The organism is Salegentibacter sp. (assembly GCF_041642575.1).
In the GTDB taxonomy this organism is placed as follows: domain Bacteria; phylum Bacteroidota; class Bacteroidia; order Flavobacteriales; family Flavobacteriaceae; genus Salegentibacter.
In genome coordinates this window covers 1-2565 of the sequence record NZ_JBEPWD010000172.1, presented here as the reverse complement: position 1 = coordinate 2565, position 2565 = coordinate 1, and the positions used below count along the sequence as shown (strand labels likewise).

At 37.7% G+C, this 2565-nt stretch carries 2 protein-coding genes and 1 pseudogene; all 3 read right to left on the bottom strand.

What is annotated here, in order from left to right; all coding sequences use genetic code 11:
• Window positions 1-194: pseudogene (locus ACESK1_RS12980) on the bottom strand (tryptophan 2,3-dioxygenase); the annotation flags it as partial.
• A 1-nt stretch (window position 195) separates the two neighbouring features.
• Window positions 196-972 (bottom strand): DUF3108 domain-containing protein, encoded by a 777-nt coding sequence (locus ACESK1_RS12975; protein WP_372920598.1) that lies wholly within the window; start codon window positions 970-972, stop codon window positions 196-198.
• 305 nt (window positions 973-1277) lie between these two features.
• The gene (hppD, locus tag ACESK1_RS12970) at window positions 1278-2420 is read right to left on the bottom strand and encodes a 4-hydroxyphenylpyruvate dioxygenase (RefSeq protein WP_372920597.1); all 1143 of its coding nucleotides are present in this window, start codon (window positions 2418-2420) and stop codon (window positions 1278-1280) included.
• Window positions 2421-2565: the final 145 nt, after the last annotated feature.

Here is a 2565-nt window from a genome sequence, read left to right as displayed (position 1 = left end):
AAGATCTTCTCATCGGGAAAATGCGTTAGGGTATTTTGGAGACTTAAGAGAGTGTCAATACTGATATAATCCCAATAGGTGAGGTATTTATCGTATAAGAGCCCATCAAGATAGGAACCGAGGTCCTGCCCGGAATTTTTAAATTTCTCTTCGAGTTTGGCAATTCTCTCGGCAATCTCGGGCTTGATTTCCATGTTAATCTACAATTATTCTAAAAGGATGTTTTAGTCCTTTATAAGCGTCAAGGTCTGCATCAAGTGATCCAACTTTTAGATCGGCTTCAATTTTTACCGGCAATTTATTAGCATCATCAGAAACCCAAAAAGTAAGGCTCTCCTTTTCCTTAAACACCCTTCCAGCCATAACCAAGGGCCTGAATTTAAGGGTTGCCACCTTTCCAAACTTTGTCTTGATCACCTCGCGACCAAGGAACCTCAGCTTGAAATTCATGGTTTCATCGTCTATAAAAAGGTTGAGATTCATTTCATCACCCAGATTCAACTCATCGCTATTAATATTGTTGCGAATATAATAAAATGCCGATAACATGTCATGCACATTTTCCTGGACGGTATACGTATTATTCTTTCCATGCTTTTTGTCGAATACGTGTGCCTTATTACTAGTATGATTAAAATCTATTTCCAGATCTTTGGTGTACCCTCCTTCATCTATTTTTCTGATGAATTTGTAAGGTTTTCCGTCATTCTTGTCTATGAAAGTTTGATAATCATCATCTACCTTAAAGAAGAGGTGTAAAAGCCCTGTAGATTTTCCGCGACCTTTTACATGATATACAGCTTTATCCCGAAGCGTGGTTTCTTCAACCTCCATGGTGGCAAAACTCGCATTAAAAGGACCGTAATGAATCCGGAAACGAAACCATTCGCCGGCTTCAAAAGCTTGTTGAGATTGCGCTTGCATTGCAAGGCCGCTAATTAGGATGGTGAGAATTGTAAATATTTTTTTCATGGTTTAAGGTCTCCTGAAATAAGTAAAATTTGTTTTACACTACCAGTATTTACAATTTCTATTCCAAATGTATTAAAACAAAAAACCCCATCAAATTAATGATGAGGTTTTTGTCTTATTAACCAACTAAAACTTAAATTATGAAAAAAATTAAATCACATTGTTTTGGTAACCACTCCAAAAATGCGAGTGCAAAAATCCCAAAACCACACTTTACCAGCAATAAAAAAATTAACTTTAACTAAAGTGATGCGATTTTTTTAATCTTTCATTTAATTATATTTTAAGTTGGAATTATTTTATGATTAAGATAATGTACCTCTCAAATCCTGCTCTCTTTCAATCGCTTCAAAAAGGGCTTTAAAGTTTCCTTTTCCAAAAGATTGAGCCCCTTTCCGCTGAATGATCTCAAAGAACATTGTTGGTCGGTCTAAAACAGGCTTGGTGAAAATTTGCAGTAAATACCCTTCATCGTCCCTGTCTACTAAAACTCCCAGTTCTTTTAAAGGTGCAAGTTCTTCATCGATTTCCCCAACTCTATCCAGAAGAGTATCATAATAGGTCTCCGGTACATATAGGAATTCTACTCCGCGATCTCTTAGTGCGGTCACGGTTTCTATAATATTATCGGTAGATAAAGCGATATGCTGCACTCCCGCCCCATTATAAAAATCTATATATTCTTCGATCTGCGATTTTTTCTTTCCTTCAGCTGGTTCATTAATTGGGAATTTTATTCTTCCGTTACCATTGCTCATCACCTTACTCATAAGGGCTGTGTAATCGGTAGAAATATCCTTGTCGTCAAAGGAAACCATTTGGGCAAATCCCATAACCTTCGCATAAAATTCAACCCATTTGTTCATTTCATTCCAACCTACATTCCCTACCATATGGTCTATGTATTTGAGACCGGCACCTTTGGTTTCAACCCTGGAAGCATAAGCCTTATATCCGGGTAAAAACGGCCCAGTATATTCATTGCGCTCAACGAAGAGGTGTATAGTTTCTCCATAGGTGTGAATCCCGGAAATTACAGCTTTCCCATTTTCATCTTCCAGCTCATAAGGTTCTACGTAGGATTTCGCTCCTCTTTTTGTAGTTTCTTCATAGCTTTTTCGGGCATCATCTACCCAAAGGGCGACCATTTTCACCCCATCCCCGTGGTTATTGATATGAGCATTAACATCTCCATCAGGTGTTAAAGGTGAGGTTAAAACAATTCTAATCTTCCCTTGTTGTAATACATAAGAAACCTGATCTTTCCTACCCGTTTCCAAACCAGAATAGGCAATAGGCTCAAAGCCCCAGGCATGTTGATAGTAATAAGCAGCCTGCTTAGCATTCCCAACATAGAGTTCAACAAAATCGGTGCCCAGTATTGGCAGAAAGTCTTCTGCCTCGGCCATTACCTTTTTAAGTTTCAATGATGTGTTATCAGTAGTCATATTAATATTTTTAACTATTCTTTAATTAATTTTATTCTAACCATGATGTGTGATAGCTTTCATCGGCTATTTTCATGGCCTCTTCAGTAAGTTTCAACGGTTTAAAAGTATCCACCATCACTGCTAATTCCTCAGTTTCTACCTG

Coding starts and splice junctions, on each gene's coding strand:
- ACESK1_RS12975 (WP_372920598.1), bottom strand. CDS start 972: ATGAAAAAAATATTTACAATTCTCACCATCCTAATTAGCGGCCTTGCA.
- hppD (WP_372920597.1), bottom strand. CDS start 2,420: ATGACTACTGATAACACATCATTGAAACTTAAAAAGGTAATGGCCGAG.